Below are 14,750 nucleotides of genomic sequence, written 5' to 3' on the forward strand. Positions count from 1 at the left end.
CCGCCGGTATCCCGATTCCCGCGGTCAGCCAGCTGGAAGTGCAGAGCGACGTGAACATCATCGAGTTCAATGAGGAGGAGCTGGCCACCACCCTGGAACACTTCCCGGTGGCCGAGTTCGCGATCCCCGCCAGCACCTACACCACCCTGGAGGAGGATGCCCGGGCGGTCTCCATGTGGAACTTCGCCATCGCCCGCTGCGACCTGCCGGAGGACTTCGTCTACGAGGCGACCCGCCTGACCATGGAGAACAACGAGCGCATGCAGAGCATCCACCGCAGCGCCGTCACCACCATCCCCGAGAACGTGGTTCACAACCAGGTGCTGCCCTTCCACCCGGGTGCCGCGCGCTGGTTCAGCGAGAACGGCTATGAGATCGACCCGTCGCTGATCCGCTAAGCGACCGTCGCGAGCCGCCTCTGGGCGGCTCGCCCCACCGATCCCTAATCGTTCGTCCCTCAGGGGGAATCCCGCATGACCCAATCAACCCACGACTCGGCACCCGAGGCCATCGCCCAGGGCGTCGACGAGGAGACGGTGGAGTCCAATCGCCGCCTCTACACCGGCTGGCACTGGACCCTCTTCGCGGTGCTGGCCATCGCCTACGCCCTCTTCCACCTGGTGACCCTGAATGTGCTGCCGATGGAGACCTGGTCCTATCGCATCGTGCATATCTGTGGCGCCCTGATTCTCGGCTTCGCCCTCTATACCGGGGCGCGCTTCAGCGAGGCCGACCAACCCCAGAGTCGTCCCTGGCTCCGGGGGCTCGGCTACCTGCTGCTGCTGCCCGCCGCCTATGCCCTGCTGCAGGTGTGGCTGATGCAGCGCACCCTGGCCGGTGGCGCCATGCGCATCGATGCCGCCGTGGAGGCCTGGCACTTCGGCTACCCGCTGATGCTGGCCGCCTTCGCCGCCATCGTGCTCTCCTGGTTCCAGCGCCAGCATCGCGAGCGCCTGGCCTCCGCCGACCTGGCGCTGATGGCCTGCGCGGTGGCCAGCGCCGCCTACCTGCTGCTGATCTATAACACCCCCATGCGCATGTCCACCGGCACCGCCTTCGCACCGCCGGGCATCGCCTATGCGGCCATCGCCGGCTCGGCCCTGATCCTCGAGCTGACCCGCCGGGTCGCCGGCCTGGCCCTGGTGATCATCTCGGCGCTGTTCCTGGCCTATGTCTTCGCCGGCCCCTACCTGCCCGGCTTCCTCGGTTACCCGGGCCTCTCGATGCAGCGCTTCTTCAGCCAGGTCTACACCGACGCCGGCATCCTCGGGCCGACCACCGCGGTGTCGTCCACCTATATCATCCTGTTCATCATCTTCGCCGCCTTCCTGCAGGCCTCCAAGGTCGGCGACTACTTCGTCAACTTCGCCTTCGCCGCCGCCGGCCGCGCCCGGGGCGGTCCCGCCAAGGTCTCGATCTTCGCCTCCGGCCTGATGGGCATGATCAACGGCACCTCGGCGGGCAACGTGGTTTCCACCGGCTCGCTGACCATTCCGCTGATGAAGAAGGTCGGCTACCCGGGCAAGAGCGCCGGGGCCATCGAGGCCGCCGCCTCCACCGGCGGGCAGATCATGCCGCCGATCATGGGCGCCGGCGCCTTTATCATGGCCGAGATCACCGGCATCCCCTATACCGAGATCGCCGTGGCGGCGCTGATCCCGGCGATCCTCTACTTCGCCTCGGTCTACTTCATGGTCGACTTCGAGGCGGCCAAGAAGGGCATGCAGGGCATGCGCAAGGAGGAGATCCCGCAGTTCCGCCGCCTGGTCAAGCAGGTCTACCTGTTCGCGCCCATCGTGATCCTGATCGCCGCCCTCTTCATGGGCTACTCGGTGATCCGAGCCGGTACCCTGGCCACCGCCTCCGCCGCCGTGGTCAGCTGGCTGTCGCCCTACAAGATGGGGCCCCGGGCGATCCTCAAGGCGCTACAGCTGGCCGGCACCATGTCGATCCAGATCATCGCCGTCTGCGCCTGCGCCGGCCTGATCGTCGGGGTGATCTCGCTGACCGGCGTCGGCGCGCGCTTCTCCTCGCTGCTGCTCGGCCTGGCCGGGGTCAGCCAGCTGCTGGCGCTGTTCTTCGCCATGTGTATCTCCATCCTGCTGGGCATGGGCATGCCCACCACCGCCGCCTACGCGGTGGCCGCCTCGGTGGTCGCCCCGGGCCTGATCAATATCGGCATCCAACCGCTGGTGGCGCACTTCTTCGTGTTCTACTTCGCGGTGGTCTCGGCGATCACCCCACCGGTGGCCCTGGCCTCCTACGCCGCGGCGGGCATCTCCGGAGCCAATGCCATGGCCACCTCGGTGACCTCCTTCAAGGTGGGCCTGGCGGCCTTTATCGTGCCCTTCATGTTCTTCTACAGCCCGGCGCTGCTGATGGACGGCTCCTGGCCGCAGATCCTGCGGGTCGGCGTCACCGCCATCCTGGGCATCGTGCTGCTGGCCGCCGCCGTTCAGGCCTGGTTCTTCGGCCCGGTGAAGGCCTGGCAGCGGCTGCTGATGCTGGTCGGCGCCCTGTGCATGATCTATGGCGGCATCTACACCGATGTGGCCGGCCTGGCCATCGGCGCCCTGCTGTTCCTGATGCAGCGCGGCAGCCATGGCGGCGGCACCCGGGCCGCCACCACCGGCTGACATTACCCCCCGGAAACGCCAAGGCCCCGCTCATCACGATGAGCGGGGCCTTGGCGTTGGTGGGACAGGATATCAGCTCTTCGCAGATCAGCGTGAAGCCACGACATGGCAGATCGCCGGCTTGCTATTGTGGGAGCTTGGCTATGCCGAGCGATTGGGCGACGCAGTCGCCCTTGGGTGCCAGCCAGGATCGCCCTTCGGGCGATATCGCGCGGAATCCGCGCTCCCACAAAAACCGCGGCAGCGGCTTGAGGGGCAACATAGAGTCTCCCACACCGGTATTCACACCAAAATTCGAAGAACCAGAAAAATCAGCCGCAGAGATTATCGAGAACCTTGAGGGTCGGTTCGGCCTGGTTGAGCGTATAGAAGTGCAGCCCCGGGGCACCACCCTCCAGCAGCCGGCGGCTCAGCTCGGAGATCACCTCTTCGCCGAAGGCGGCGATGGCGGCACTATCGTCGCCATAGGCCTCCAGCTGCTTGCGGATCCAGCGCGGAATCTCGGCGCCGCAGGCGTCGGAGAAACGCGCCAGCTTGGTGTAGTTGGTGATCGGCATGATGCCCGGCACGATGGGGCCCTCGACGCCCAGGGCCTGGGCCCGCTCCACGAAACGGAAGTAGGCATCGGCATTGAAGAAGTACTGGGTGATCGCCAGGTTGGCGCCGGCCTTCATCTTGCGGGCGAAGTTCTCCAGGTCGCGCTCCAGGTTGGGCGCCTGGGGATGGCACTCCGGGTAAGCGGCCACGGCGATCTCGAAATGGTCACCGGTCTCCTCGCGGATAAACTCCACCAGTTCGTTGGCGTAACGCAGCTCACCGACGCCGCCCATGCCGGAGGGCAGGTCGCCGCGCAGGGCCACCAGGCTATCGATGCCCTCCTCGCGATACTGGGCCAGCAGGTCGCGCAGCTGGGCCTTCTCGCTGCCCACGCAGGAGAGGTGCGGCGCGGTGGAGATGCCGCTCCGGCGGACCTGGCGCACCGTGTCCAGGGTGCGATGCTGGGTCGAGCCGCCGGCGCCGTAGGTCACCGAGAAGAAGCGCGGCTGGCGGCTGGCCAGGGCATCGCGCACATGCATCAGTTTCTCGCGTCCCGCCTCGGTATTCGGCGGAAAGAACTCGAAACTGATCCCCAGCGGATGCTCTTGTGCACTCATCGACTCAACCCTCATCTCTTGGCTTGTGGCCCCCTGCATGGGGGCTCTCGTATCCAGCGCCCCGGGCGACCCCAGGGATTCAGGAGAGCATTGTGCCGACTCGAATTGCCTGAGACCAATGAAAGTTTCCCCGCCTCTGCTTCGAAATGGCTCATATTAGCGGTTATGGTTTTATTCCTTGGGCCAGGACACCAGCGCACCGCTGACAGCTCGCGCCCGAGGCGGCATGATGGCGACGCTACCCAAGGAGAGGCCCCGTGGAACTCGCAAGCATCCTGATGACCCCGCTATGGACGCTGCTGGCCTTCGTCGGCCTGGGCTGGCTGGCGGCTCGCCGCCTGGCCATCGACCCGCGCCCCATCGCCACCCTGCTGATCTACCTGATCGCCCCCCTGACCTTCTTCCGCGGCCTGATCCTGGGGGGCCCCACCCCGGCCTACCTGCTGCTGACCCTGGCCGCCTTCCTGGTGGCCAGCCTGCTCTGCCTGCTGGTCAGTCGCCTGGTGCGCCGCGGCTTCGCCGACCAGGAGGCGGCGCTGCTGGCCTTCTCCGCCGGCACCGGCAATACCGGCTACTTCGGCCTGCCCATCGCCATGGTGCTGCTGCCGCCGCAAGGCGTGACCCTCTACCTCTTCTGCGTGCTGGGCATCACCCTCTATGAATTCACCCTGGGCTTCTATATCAGCGCCCGGGGGCGCTTCTCGGTGCGCGAGAGCCTGCTCAAGATCTTTCGCCTGCCGCTGATCTACGCCTTCGCCGCCGCTCTGCTGGTCAGCGGCCTGGGGCTCGGCGTGCCAGCCCCGGTGATGCAGGGGCTGGAGGCCTTCCCGGCCACCTACACCCTGCTGGGGATGATGATCATCGGCATGACCCTGGGGCGGGTCTCGCTGCGCGAGGTGGATGGGCGCTTTATCGGCGCCTGCGTGGCGGTGCGCTTCGCGCTCTGGCCGCTCCTGGCCCTGGCCCTGGTGCTGGGCCTGCAGGCACTGATGCCGCTGCCGCCGGAGATGGCCCTGGCGCTGTTGCTGCTGGGGGTGGTGCCCATGGCCGCCAATGTGGTGGTGGTGGCCATGGAGCTGGGCATCGCCCCGGCCAAGGGGGCGCTGGCGGTGCTGATCACCACCCTGGCCGCGCCCCTGGTGATCCCCCTCTATCTGCACGGGATGATGCGCGTAACCGGCCTGGGCTAAGTCGCCGTGCCGAGCCTAGTCGAAGCTCGGCGCCACCAGCACCCGCCGCCCGGCCGGGCGCTCGCGCAACCGCTCGAGGTAGGCCGCCAGCGCCGGGTGCGGCGCCAGCAGCGGTGCCGCCTGGGGCAGGTTCGCCAGGTAATCCAGCATGGGCGCGGCCAGGGTATCGGCCAGGGTCAGGGCGTCGCCCAGCAGGTAAGCCTGTTCGCCCAGTTGCGCCTCCAGCAGGGCGAGCATGCGAGCGACCTCGGGGGTGGCGGCCGCCACCTCGGCCTCACGCACCCGGCCCTCCGGCCCCTTGGGAAAGACGAGCTCCAGCAGATAGTGCCTGACCAGGGCCTGATCCACGTAGCCGGCCAGTACCGCGCACCACTGGTCGACCTCGGCGCGTGCCCAGGCATCCGCCGGCTGCAAGGCGGGCCCGTCGAAGGCCGCGTCCAGGTAGCGGCAGATGGCCACGCTCTCGTAGAGGCGACGCTCCCCATGCAGCAGCACCGGCACCTTGCCGAAGGGATGCAGCGCCCGATGGGCCGGCGAGCGCAGGCCGATGGGCTCGCCGTTCAGGGTCATGCCCAGGGTATAGGCGATGCCCTTCTCCTCGCAGCAGTACTGGACGCTGCGCACGAAGTTGCTGAACTGGGGGCCCAGGATATGCACCGATGCGGCCATGACGATCTCCCGATAATGGATGGGTGTTCCGATACCCTAGCCCAGGGCACCATATGATCAATAACATAACGTCCTGTCATGGCAGACTGGGGCGATCCCGCTGTCCCGACCACCTGGAGGCCGCCCCTCATGCCCTGGCATCCCGACCACAAGGCGCATAGCCGCGAGCGTATCCTGCGGGCCGCGGCCCGCCTCTTCACCCGGCACGGCTTCGCCGGCGTGAGCATCGATACCCTGATGCGGGACGCCGGCCTGACCCGGGGGGCCTTCTATGCCCACTTCGCCTCCAAGAGCGAGCTCTACGCAGAGGCCATCGCCGAAGCCGCTCGACAGGGAGTCGCACGCCTGGACCCGAGCGCCCCTTCTGCGGCTCGCGCTCGTTACCTGAGCCGCGAGCACCTGGAGAGCGAGGCCGGCCTCTGTCCACTGGCCAGCCTGGTCAGCGACGTGGCCCAGCAGGACCCCTTGGTCAGAGAAAGCTATACGCGGCTTTTCCGCGGGTTCGTCGACCGCGTCGCCGGGGGAGAGGAGGAGGCCCGCCGACAAACCCTGCAGCGAGCGGTGATGATGATCGGCGGGCTCGCCATCGCCCGTACCCTCAGCGACGAAGGCCTCGCCGAGGAGCTGCTCCGGGCCTGCCGCCAGGGTATCGAGGCGGACGCCGGCCCCTGAGTCAGAAATCGTCCAGGGAGGGCCAATCCTTGCCTTCCGGGTACTCGGTGGCTGAACCGGGATCCTTGGGCGCCTGCTCGTCCTTCGCCGATTCGCGGCGAGCGGCCCGCACCCGCCGCTTGTTATGGTACATCTCGCTATCGACCCGCTGGATCAGGGTGTCCATGTCCACCCGGGCATCGTCCCAGGGCGCATAGGTCAGGGTGCCGATACTGGCAGTAATGGTACGCTCGGGGTCGGCCGCCAGGCGCTGGTCGGCCAGCGCCTGGCGCAGGGCCTCGGCACGCGCCCGGCAATCCCGCTGGGAGGCCCCCGGCAGCACCACCAGAAACTCGTCACCGCCCATGCGACAGGCCATCTCGCCTTTATCGACGAGGCTCTCCAGGGCCCGGGCCACGGCACAGATCAACTGATCGCCGGCGGCATGCCCCAGAGTGTCGTTGACCGGCTTGAGGTGGTCCACATCGATCAGCATCAGCGACAGGGGCCAGCGCATCTCCTGCTGGCAATTGGCCAGTGACCCCTTGAGGAAGGCCATGCCCCGGCGCCGGTTGGGCAGCCCGGTCATGGCGTCGAAGTTGGCCAGCTGCATCAGCTCCTGGTGCTGCTGGGCCAGCCGCTCGTAGGTGACGCTGAGCTCCGCATTGCGCTTGGCCAGCTCCATGCGCAGGGTCGCCGCGCGGGTGAAGTTGAAGTAGCGCACCTGGGAGAGCAGCGGCGAGATCAGCACCCCCACCAGCAGGAAGACCCCCCCGTACTGCCCCAGGGTAAAGAAGCTGAAGGGACTCCACAGCAGGAAACAGAGCAGGTAGGCGGTGACCATGAAGCCGTTGAGTAGCACCATCTTGCGCCAGTGCCAGACGGTGGCCACCGGCACCAGCACGAAGAGCGCCAGGGCAGTGCTGATATTCCAGAAGAAGAAGACCTCGGTGTCATCGATCCAGGCGGCCCCCCAGGCCAGGAAGCCCCCCACCCCCAGGGCGCTGATCAGCACCGCCATCTCGCTGCGCTCCGGGTGGCCGTGCTGCCACCAGAGGCAGGCGACGATCAGGCCGATGCTGCCCAGGCGTCCGGCCCAGAAGAGCGGCCAGTGGGGGGCGATCAACCAGTAGTCGAAGGGCAGATAGCAGAGCAGGCCGATCACCGCGCAGAGCAGGAAGGCGGCGTTGACACGCGCCTGCTGGCGGCGCTCTTCCTTCGCCGCCTCGAGATCCAGATCTGCCAACATCATGGCTGCCTCCAGCGGGCCTCCTGCCCGCCCGTGAAATGCTATCGGCGGGCCGCCATACGACCCGCCGATAGCGACCGGCGTGCCTCAGTAGCGATAGGCATCCGGTTTGAAGGGACCCGCGACGGGGACCCCCAGATAGTCGCCCTGGGCCTCGGTCAGGCGCGTCACCACGCCGCCGAAGCCCTCCACCATGTAGCGGGCCACCTCCTCGTCCAACGCCTTGGGCAGCACCGAGACGCCGAGGGCCGCCGGCTTGTCCACGGCCGGCAGGTCGGCGAAACGCCCCTCGAAGAGGTGGATCTGGGCCAGCACCTGGTTGGCGAAGGAGCCATCCATGATCCGCGACGGATGGCCGGTGGCGTTACCCAGGTTCACCAGGCGTCCCTCGGCCAGCAGGATCAGGTAGTCGTCGCTGCCCGGGTCGTAGTCGCCCGGATCGCTGTCCCGGTAAACCTTGTGGACCTGGGGCTTGACCTCCTCCCAGTGCCACTGGCGACGCATATAGGCGGTATCGATCTCGCTGTCGAAGTGGCCGATATTGCACACCACGGCGCCCTTCTTCAGCGAGCGCAGCATGGACGCGTCGCAGGCGTCGATATTGCCGGTGGCGGTGACCACCAGGTCGATCTTCGCCAGCAAGGCCCGATCGATACTGTCCATGCCGCGATTGATGCCGTCGACATAGGGAGAAACCACTTCGAAACCGTCCATGCAGGCCTGCATGGCGCAGATGGGGTCCACCTCGCTGACCTTGACGATCATCCCCTCCTGGCGCAGCGAGGCCGCCGACCCCTTGCCCACGTCACCATAGCCCACCACCAGGGCCCGCTTGCCGGCCAGCAGGTGATCGGTGGCGCGCTTGATGGCGTCGCTCAGGGAGTGGCGGCAGCCGTACTTGTTGTCGTTCTTGGACTTGGTGACGGCGTCGTTGACGTTGATGGCCGGTACCCGGAGGCTGCCGGCGCGGAGCATCTCCTGGAGGCGATGCACCCCGGTGGTGGTCTCCTCGGAGATCCCGTGGATGGCCTCCAGCAGCTCCGGGAAGCGCTCGTGGAGCAGCTGGGTCAGGTCGCCACCGTCATCCAGCACCAGGTTGGGGCTCCAGCCGTCGGGACCGGTCACGGTCTGCTCGATGCACCACCAGAACTCCTCCTCGCTTTCGCCCTTCCAGGCGAACACCGGGATGCCGGCGGCGGCGATGGCCGCGGCGGCATGGTCCTGGGTGGAGAAGATATTGCAGGAGGACCAGCGCACGCTGGCTCCCAGGGCCACCAGGGTCTCGATCAGCACCGCGGTCTGGATGGTCATGTGGATGCAGCCGGCGATACGCGCCCCCGCGAGTGGCTGCTGCTGGCGATACTTGTCGCGAATCGCCATCAGCGCCGGCATCTCGGTCTCGGCGATGCGGATCTCGCGGCGGCCCCAGTCGGCCAGGGAGAGGTCGGCGACCTTGAAATCACCAAGGTCGGCGGGGGAGACGGCGGCTTGGGTCATGCGAACACCTCGGTTGCGACGATGGGTTATAACCGCATTGACTCTCACTATAGGCAGTCCGTTCTGTCGTCACCATGCGACGCCCTAAACGCCCGGCGCTCGCGCCAAGCAAAACCCCAGGCAGTCCACTCTCTATACCGCCGTCACCGGGCGATACCCTAAACGCCAAGCACTACCACAGCATCAGACCACCCGGCAGCCCACTCTCCATGCCACCGTCACCATGCGACGCCCTAGACGCCACCCCCCACCACCACGATCTAACGACGCCAGCGTTCGGCGACCCGGCCATGATCCACCAGATAGTCCTGCACCCGCTGCAGCAACCAATCGCTGATACGGCCGTCACGAAACGCCAGGCTGCGCAGGGCCACGAATTCCTGGGACTGCACCGCCCGGGCATGGGCCAGCAGGACCAGCCGCCCCTCGGCTAGCAGCGGTGAGGCCAAGGGGGCCGGCAACAAGGTCCAGCCGATACCATCGGCGGCCATGTCGCGCATCAGCTCGAAGTGGGAGACCCCGACCCGCTGACGCACCGCCAGGCTGGCCTGACGCAGGCCGCGCTCGTCATACCAGGTCTGGCCGATAAAGGGGTGGTCATGCAGGTCCTCCTGCCCCACCCGCCCCAGGTGAGCCAGCGGATGATCCCGGGCCGCCACCATCAGCATGTCGATGGGGCCCAGGGCCCGGGCATCGGTACCCGGCACCCGAGCGGCCTCCTCCATCACCCCCAGCCCCAGGTCCACGGCGCCGCTGCCGAGGCTGCCGGCCAGCTCCGCCGCCGGCGACAGACCGAAGCCCAGGCTAAGTCGCGGAAAGATATGTGTCATCTCCGCCACCAGGTCACGCCAGAAGGCCTCGGGCAGGGCATCGTCGCGGGCGATGCGCAGCAGGGACTCCTCCCCCTCCAGGTGGCGATGGCAGCGGGTCTCGATGGCCCGCGCCAGATCCCAGAGGCGGCGGAAGTCATCGAGCAGTTCCTGGGTGATCGGGGTGGCGGCGAGGCGGTTGCCAGTGCGCCGGAAGAGCGTCACGCCCAGTTGATCCTCCAGCGCCGAGAGACTCATGCTCACCGCGCCGCGACTCTTGCCAAGGGCCCGGGCCGCCGCCGCGATGGAGCCGTGCTGGCACACTTCGATCAGCTCTTCCACCTGATTCAGGGTGAGGTTTACCGGCATGGGAGAAGCTCCAGGGTACGATTCAGCGTCAGAATAGCTGACGCCGAGCGATTATTCTCTCCCGCGGCCGGCGCCTAGAATGGCCCCGTCGATTCAACGAGAGAGAACCAAGATGCGACTCGCCTGGATGTTTCTGCTGCTGGCCATCCTCACCGAGGTCTCCGGCGTCAGCACCATGAACCTGCTCAGCCAGGGGGAGGGCATCACCGGCTACCTGATCATGTACGCCTGTATCGCCCTCTCCTACCTCTTCCTGGGCTTCGCGGTGAAGAAGATCGCCGTGGGGGTGGCCTTCGCCATGTGGGAGGGGTTGGGTATCGCCCTGATCACCGCCATCTCGCTGCTGGTCTTCGATAGCGTCCTGTCGACCCAGGAACTGATCGGCCTGGGCCTGGTGGTGGTGGGCATCGTGATGATCAATGCCGGGGAGAGCCACGCCCCGGCGACGACCCGGGAGACGACCTCATGAGCCTGTTATCACTGCCCCTGCTGCTGGTGGTGGGCGCCGCCGCCCTGGACGTGGCCGCCAACCTGCTGCTCAATCTATCGGATGGCTTCCGCCGCAAGGGCTGGGGCATCCTGGCCATCCTGCTGGTGCTGGGTGCCTTCACCCTGCTGGCCCAGGCGGTCAAGCACATGGACCTGGCCATCGCCTACGCCACCTGGGGAGCCCTGGGCATCCTGGGCACCGCCCTGGGGGGCAGCTGGTTCTTCAACCAGCGCCTCAATGCCCTGGGGTGGGGCGGTATCCTGGTGGTGATCGCCGCCGTGGTGGTGATCAAGACCGCCTGACCCACCCCGGAAACGACGACGCCCGGCACCGTTCCCCGTGCCGGGCGTCGTGCTTTCCGCGGGACGCGGCTCAGAGGCCGGCGGCGGCGCGCAGGGCCTGGGCCTTGTCGGTCTTCTCCCAGGGGAAGGCGATAAAGGTCTCGGTCTGGGTCTCGCCGCCGTTATCGGTCCAGGTGTAGGAGGTCTCGAAGGGCTCGCGACCGAAGTGCCCATAGGCCGCGGTGAGGCGATACATGGGATGCAGCAGGTCGAGCATGCGGGTGATGGCATGCGGCCGCAGGTCGAAGTGCTCGCGCACCAGCGCGATGATGCGATCGTCGTCCACCCGGCCGGTACCGAAGGTGTTGATGGAGACCGAGGTGGGCTCGGCCACGCCGATAGCATAGGAGACCTGGATCTCGCACTTCTCGGCGAGCCCCGCGGCGACGATGTTCTTGGCCACGTAGCGACCGGCGTAGGCGGCGCTGCGGTCGACCTTGGAGGGGTCCTTGCCGGAGAAGGCGCCGCCGCCGTGGCGGGCCATGCCGCCATAGGTGTCGACGATGATCTTGCGCCCGGTCAGGCCACAGTCACCCACCGGGCCACCGATCACGAACTTGCCCGTCGGGTTGATATGGTACTGGGTGCTCGCGGTGAGCCACTCGGCGGGGATCACCTGCTCGATGATCTCGCGCTTGACCATCTTGCGCAGCTCGTCCTGATCGATGCTGGGGTCGTGCTGGGTGGAGAGCACCACCGCCTCCACGGCGCAGGGCTTGCCGTCGGCGTCGTAGCGGAAGGTGACCTGACTCTTGGCATCCGGGCGCAACCAGGGCAGCAGGCCATGCTTGCGCAGCTCCGCCTGGCGCTCCACCAGGCGGTGGGCATAGTGGATGGGGGCCGGCATATAGGAGTCGGTCTCGTTGGTGGCGTAGCCGAACATCAGCCCCTGGTCGCCGGCGCCCTGGTCTTCCGGCTTGGAGCGGTCGACGCCCTGGGCGATATCCACGCTCTGCTTGCCGATCAGGTTGAGCACCCCGCAGGTCTCGCCATCGAAGCCCACGTCGGAGGAGGTGTAGCCGATATCGGTGATCACCTCGCGGACCAGCGCCTCCAGGTCGACCCAGGCGCTGGTGCTGATCTCGCCGGCAACGATCGCCACCCCGGTCTTGACCAGGGTCTCGCAGGCCACCCGGGCATTCTTGTCGCGGGCGATGATGGCGTCGAGCACCGCGTCGGAGATCTGGTCGGCGATCTTGTCCGGATGCCCCTCGGACACGGACTCGGAGGTAAACAGGGAGTATTCGCTCATGGCGGTCCTCGACCCTCTATCGGAAATCGGCATTATGGGCTCGGCAAGCGGCGCGGGGCTGGCGACGAGGCGACGCCACGGCCCAACCACGGCGCTGATCGGTCGCGGGGCAGAGGCGGCACGCCGCCGAAGGCGCGCTCGCCGGCGCCGCCGGGGGCCCTTGAGGCCTGGAATTCTACACTCTGGCCCGAGGGCTTCCTAGAATAGGTAAGCTAATTTGCCGGATCCGCGCTTCTCGGCGACAATATGCGGCCTGTATCGTCCGCGCCGCCGCCTTTTGGCGTCTTTTCGCGCGGCGCCATCCAGCCGAATTCCCGACCCCCGCCCCAGCGGCGGGGTTCCCGCTTATATTGCCGCAGGCGAGGAGCTAGCCAATGCCGTCCCGTTTCGAACTGGCCAATGCCATTCGCGCCCTGTCCATGGACGCCGTCCAGAAGGCCAAGTCCGGCCACCCCGGCGCCCCCATGGGCATGGCCGATATTGCCGAGGTGCTGTGGAACGACCACCTCAAGCATAATCCGGCCAACCCCCACTGGGCCGACCGCGACCGCTTCGTGCTTTCCAACGGCCACGGCTCCATGCTGCTCTACTCCCTGCTGCACCTGAGCGGCTACGACCTGGACCTGGAGCAGCTGCAGCACTTCCGCCAGCTGCACTCCAAGACCGCCGGCCACCCGGAGCTCGGCTACGCCCCCGGCGTCGAGACCACCACCGGCCCCCTCGGCCAGGGCCTGGCCAATGCGGTGGGCATGGCGCTGGCCGAGAAGACCCTGGCCGCCCAGTTCAACCGCCCGGGCCACACCATCGTCGATCACACCACCTGGTGCTTCCTCGGCGACGGCTGCCTGATGGAGGGCATCTCCCACGAGGTCGCCTCCCTGGCCGGCACCCAGCAGCTCGGCAAGCTGGTCGCCTTCTATGACGACAACGGCATCTCCATCGACGGCGAGGTGGAAGGCTGGTTCACCGACGATACCGCCAAGCGCTTCGAGGCCTACGGCTGGCACGTGGTGCCCAATGTCGACGGCCACAAGCCGGAAGAGATCCAGGCCGCCATCGAGCTGGCCAAGACCCATGACGACAAGCCGAGCCTGATCGTCTGCAAGACCATCATCGGCTTCGGCGCCCCCAACAAGCAGGGCAAGGAGGAGTGCCACGGCGCCCCCCTGGGCGAGGAAGAGGTGGCCGCCGCCCGCGAACAGCTGGGTTGGCCCCACGCCCCCTTCCATGTCCCCGAAGCGATCTACCAGGGCTGGGACGCCCGCCAGCGCGGCGCGCAGCTCGAGAGCGACTGGGAGACACGCTTCGCCCGTTACGCCGAGGCCTTCCCCGCCGAGGCCGCCGAGTTCCGGCGCCGCCTCAAGGGCGAACTGCCCAAGGCGCTGACCAGCGAGAAGCTGATCGAGGACGCCCAGGCCAAGGGCGAGACCATCGCCAGCCGCAAGGCCTCCTTCAACTGCCTCAACGAACTCGGCCCGCAGCTGCCCGAGCTGCTCGGCGGCAGCGCCGACCTGGCCCCCTCCAACCTGACCTTCTGGAAGGGCGCCAAGGCCATCACGCCGGAGGCCCCCGGCGGCAACTACCTGCACTACGGGGTCCGCGAGTTCGGCATGGGCGCCATCATGAACGGCATCGCCCTGCATGGCGGCTTCGTGCCCTACGGCGCCACCTTCCTGATCTTCATGGAGTACATGCGCAACGCCGTGCGCATGGCGGCGCTGATGGGCCAGCAGGCGGTCTACGTCTTCACCCACGACTCCATCGGCCTGGGCGAGGACGGCCCCACCCACCAGCCGATCGAGCAGCTGACCAGCCTGCGCTCCACCCCCAACCTGGCCACCTGGCGCCCCTGTGACGCCGTGGAGACCGCCGCCGCCTGGGATGCCGCCATCAAGCGTCACGCCGGCCCCAGCGCCCTGGTGCTGTCGCGCCAGAACCTGCCCCACCAGGCACGCGACAAGCACCAGCTGGCCAATATCCAGCGCGGCGGCTATGTGCTCCGCGACTGCGACGGCACCCCGGAGCTGATCCTGCTCGCCACCGGCTCCGAAGTGGCCCTGGCCATGGACGCCGCGAGCCAACTGAGCGAGCAGGGCAAGGCGGTGCGGGTGGTCTCGATGCCCTCCACCGACGCCTTCGACGCCCAGGACGCCGCCTACCGGGAGTCGGTGCTGCCCAAGGCGGTCACCGCCCGCCTGGCCATCGAGGCCGGCCACCGCGACTTCTGGTTCAAGTACGTGGGCCTGGACGGCGATATCGTCGGCATGAGCAGCTTCGGCGAGTCCGCCCCGGCGGGGGACCTCTTCAAGCACTTCGGCTTCACCGTCGACAACGTCGTCGAGCGCGCCCAGGCGCTGCTGGGCTAAGCGACACGGCCCCGCCATGGCGGGGCCAAGCCCCAATAACAACGGGCGCCACTCCTCGGAGTGGCGCCCGTTGTCGT

General features: G+C 67.5%; 13 protein-coding genes. 7 read left to right on the plus strand and 6 right to left on the minus strand.

Features of this window, described 5'->3' with window-relative positions; all coding sequences use genetic code 11:
- Both IHD13_RS15055 and IHD13_RS15060 read left to right on the plus strand, forming a co-directional pair.
- Positions 1-398 (plus strand): TAXI family TRAP transporter solute-binding subunit (locus IHD13_RS15055; RefSeq protein ID WP_326838370.1); only part of this gene is annotated, 398 nt, incomplete at its 5' end.
- Positions 399-473: 75 nt separating this feature from the next.
- Positions 474-2,636, plus strand: a complete 2,163-nt coding sequence (locus IHD13_RS15060) for a TRAP transporter permease (protein ID WP_195861852.1) — start codon at positions 474-476, stop codon at positions 2,634-2,636.
- 311 nt (positions 2,637-2,947) lie between these two features.
- On the opposite strand, the gene metF is transcribed toward IHD13_RS15060, so the two are convergent.
- Positions 2,948-3,790 carry a methylenetetrahydrofolate reductase [NAD(P)H] gene (gene metF / locus IHD13_RS15065; protein ID WP_195861853.1) on the minus strand — a complete coding sequence of 281 codons (843 nt, stop codon included), beginning with the start codon at positions 3,788-3,790 and terminating at the stop codon, positions 2,948-2,950.
- A gap of 257 nt (positions 3,791-4,047) precedes the next feature.
- Between metF and IHD13_RS15070 the strand changes: the two genes are divergently transcribed.
- On the plus strand, positions 4,048-4,980 hold the full coding sequence (locus tag IHD13_RS15070) for an AEC family transporter (RefSeq protein WP_195861854.1): 933 nt from the start codon (positions 4,048-4,050) through the stop codon (positions 4,978-4,980).
- 15 nt (positions 4,981-4,995) lie between these two features.
- Here IHD13_RS15070 and IHD13_RS15075 read toward each other — a convergent pair whose 3' ends face one another.
- Positions 4,996-5,649: a glutathione S-transferase family protein gene (locus tag IHD13_RS15075; protein ID WP_195861855.1), complete on the minus strand. Its 654-nt coding sequence runs from the start codon at positions 5,647-5,649 to the stop codon at positions 4,996-4,998.
- 129 nt (positions 5,650-5,778) lie between these two features.
- On the opposite strand from IHD13_RS15075, the gene IHD13_RS15080 reads away from it, so the two are divergent.
- Positions 5,779-6,321, plus strand: coding sequence for a TetR/AcrR family transcriptional regulator (locus tag IHD13_RS15080; protein ID WP_195861856.1), 543 nt, complete (start codon positions 5,779-5,781; stop codon positions 6,319-6,321).
- 1 nt (position 6,322) lies between these two features.
- Here the strand turns inward: IHD13_RS15080 and IHD13_RS15085 are convergent, their stop codons facing one another.
- The 3 genes from IHD13_RS15085 to IHD13_RS15095 form a co-directional block, all read right to left on the minus strand.
- A complete protein-coding gene (locus tag IHD13_RS15085; protein WP_195861857.1) occupies positions 6,323-7,552 on the minus strand; it encodes a GGDEF domain-containing protein in 1,230 nt (409 codons plus the stop codon).
- An 84-nt stretch (positions 7,553-7,636) separates the two neighbouring features.
- On the minus strand, positions 7,637-9,046 hold the full coding sequence (gene ahcY, locus IHD13_RS15090) for an adenosylhomocysteinase (protein WP_195861858.1): 1,410 nt from the start codon (positions 9,044-9,046) through the stop codon (positions 7,637-7,639).
- 260 nt (positions 9,047-9,306) lie between these two features.
- Positions 9,307-10,224, minus strand: a complete 918-nt coding sequence (locus tag IHD13_RS15095; protein WP_195861859.1) for a LysR family transcriptional regulator — start codon at positions 10,222-10,224, stop codon at positions 9,307-9,309.
- Between the two features lie 112 nt (positions 10,225-10,336).
- Between IHD13_RS15095 and IHD13_RS15100 the strand changes: the two genes are divergently transcribed.
- Both IHD13_RS15100 and IHD13_RS15105 read left to right on the plus strand, forming a co-directional pair.
- On the plus strand, positions 10,337-10,693 hold the full coding sequence (locus IHD13_RS15100) for an SMR family transporter (RefSeq protein ID WP_195861860.1): 357 nt from the start codon (positions 10,337-10,339) through the stop codon (positions 10,691-10,693).
- Complete coding sequence (locus IHD13_RS15105) at positions 10,690-11,016, plus strand: SMR family transporter (protein ID WP_195861861.1); 327 nt, start codon at positions 10,690-10,692, stop codon at positions 11,014-11,016. The genes IHD13_RS15100 and IHD13_RS15105 overlap by 4 nt, the downstream gene beginning before the upstream one ends.
- 70 nt (positions 11,017-11,086) lie before the next feature.
- Here the strand turns inward: IHD13_RS15105 and metK are convergent, their stop codons facing one another.
- Positions 11,087-12,307, minus strand: coding sequence for a methionine adenosyltransferase (gene metK, locus IHD13_RS15110; RefSeq protein ID WP_195861862.1), 1,221 nt, complete (start codon positions 12,305-12,307; stop codon positions 11,087-11,089).
- Positions 12,308-12,681: 374 nt separating this feature from the next.
- On the opposite strand from metK, the gene tkt reads away from it, so the two are divergent.
- Positions 12,682-14,673: a transketolase gene (tkt, locus tag IHD13_RS15115; RefSeq protein WP_195861863.1), complete on the plus strand. Its 1,992-nt coding sequence runs from the start codon at positions 12,682-12,684 to the stop codon at positions 14,671-14,673.
- Positions 14,674-14,750: the final 77 nt, after the last annotated feature.

Origin of the sequence: Halomonas sp. 328, assembly GCF_015645095.1 — a bacterium.
GTDB lineage: Bacteria > Pseudomonadota > Gammaproteobacteria > Pseudomonadales > Halomonadaceae > Bisbaumannia.

What these genes read in the sequence shown, in the direction of transcription:
- IHD13_RS15060 (WP_195861852.1), top strand. Translation starts at nt 474, where the DNA reads ATGACCCAATCAACCCACGACTCGGCACCCGAGGCCATCGCCCAGGGC.
- metF (WP_195861853.1), bottom strand. Translation starts at nt 3,790, where the DNA reads ATGAGTGCACAAGAGCATCCGCTGGGGATCAGTTTCGAGTTCTTTCCG.
- IHD13_RS15075 (WP_195861855.1), bottom strand. Translation starts at nt 5,649, where the DNA reads ATGGCCGCATCGGTGCATATCCTGGGCCCCCAGTTCAGCAACTTCGTG.
- IHD13_RS15080 (WP_195861856.1), top strand. Translation starts at nt 5,779, where the DNA reads ATGCCCTGGCATCCCGACCACAAGGCGCATAGCCGCGAGCGTATCCTG.
- IHD13_RS15085 (WP_195861857.1), bottom strand. Translation starts at nt 7,552, where the DNA reads ATGATGTTGGCAGATCTGGATCTCGAGGCGGCGAAGGAAGAGCGCCGC.
- ahcY (WP_195861858.1), bottom strand. Translation starts at nt 9,046, where the DNA reads ATGACCCAAGCCGCCGTCTCCCCCGCCGACCTTGGTGATTTCAAGGTC.
- IHD13_RS15095 (WP_195861859.1), bottom strand. Translation starts at nt 10,224, where the DNA reads ATGCCGGTAAACCTCACCCTGAATCAGGTGGAAGAGCTGATCGAAGTG.
- IHD13_RS15100 (WP_195861860.1), top strand. Translation starts at nt 10,337, where the DNA reads ATGCGACTCGCCTGGATGTTTCTGCTGCTGGCCATCCTCACCGAGGTC.
- IHD13_RS15105 (WP_195861861.1), top strand. Translation starts at nt 10,690, where the DNA reads ATGAGCCTGTTATCACTGCCCCTGCTGCTGGTGGTGGGCGCCGCCGCC.
- metK (WP_195861862.1), bottom strand. Translation starts at nt 12,307, where the DNA reads ATGAGCGAATACTCCCTGTTTACCTCCGAGTCCGTGTCCGAGGGGCAT.
- tkt (WP_195861863.1), top strand. Translation starts at nt 12,682, where the DNA reads ATGCCGTCCCGTTTCGAACTGGCCAATGCCATTCGCGCCCTGTCCATG.